Source organism: Neobacillus paridis, from assembly GCF_016765675.1.
Classification (GTDB): domain Bacteria; phylum Bacillota; class Bacilli; order Bacillales; family Cytobacillaceae; genus Neobacillus; species Neobacillus paridis.
The window spans coordinates 1-907 of record NZ_JAESWB010000072.1 but is presented as its reverse complement, the minus strand read 5'-3'; the positions used below and the strand labels follow the sequence as shown (position 1 = coordinate 907).

General features: G+C 56.4%; 1 pseudogene. It reads right to left on the bottom strand.

The annotated features are described in order from the left end of the window. Positions 1-314: 314 nt before the first annotated feature. Positions 315-907, bottom strand: a pseudogene (locus tag JK635_RS27980) (IS3 family transposase); the annotation flags it as partial.

Sequence of the window (907 nt, the reverse complement as noted above, 5' to 3'; positions counted from 1 at the left end):
TACGCCGCAAAAGCAGCAGGCCGCAATACTGTCTTGGCGGTATGACTACTCCTTACACGTCCTTCTCAGCAGTGTCACATCGCTTTCAAGTGAGTCCCCTGGCAGGATCTCAAAAGGTGCGTAATAACGCAAGCTACCCAATGTCCAATAGGGGAAAGGGATGGTAAATGTGCTTCCCAGTTCGGGGCCTTCACTTTGGACAGTGATGGTACCGTGATGGAGCCCCACTAAATCCCTAGTCAAGGCAAGGCCAACACCCAGTCCGCCTTGGGAATGCATGAGGTCGGTCGGAATTTGTGTATGCCAACACGGTGTTAAGCAGCGGTCCTTTGCCGAAGGTATTGCTGCCTGAATGCTGCTGGCGACAGGTAACCTAACCGTGCCTGCCGCCGCTGACGATTGTAAAACAGGTCGATGTACTCGGCGATCTCGCACCGGGCTTGTTCGCGTGTTGCGTAACGTCGGTGGTGGATGAGTTCATTCTTGAGCGTCCCCCAGAAGCTCTCGTTGGGCGCGTTATCGTAACAGCTCCCGCGCCGGCTCATCGACGCTTGCATACCGAACTGCGCCACCAACGCACGATATTCATGTGAGCAATATTGGGCGCTGCGGTCGGTATGTTGAATCAAGCCTGGCCGTGGCCGGTACAGCGCGACTGCCCGAAATAGTGCCTGCATGACCAATTGCCGTGTCATTCGCTCACCCATGGCGTAGCCGACGATCTCGCCGGAATACAAGTCCTTCAATCCGGCCAGGTGCAGCCAGCCTTCATCGGTCGGGATCTACGTCAAGTCACCAGTCCATACCTGGTCCGGTGCCTCGGTCGTGAAGCGCTGCTCGAGCAGGTTCGGCGCAACCGGCAGAGTGTGCTTCGAATCGGTCGTTGCCTTGAACTTGCGCTTTTGCT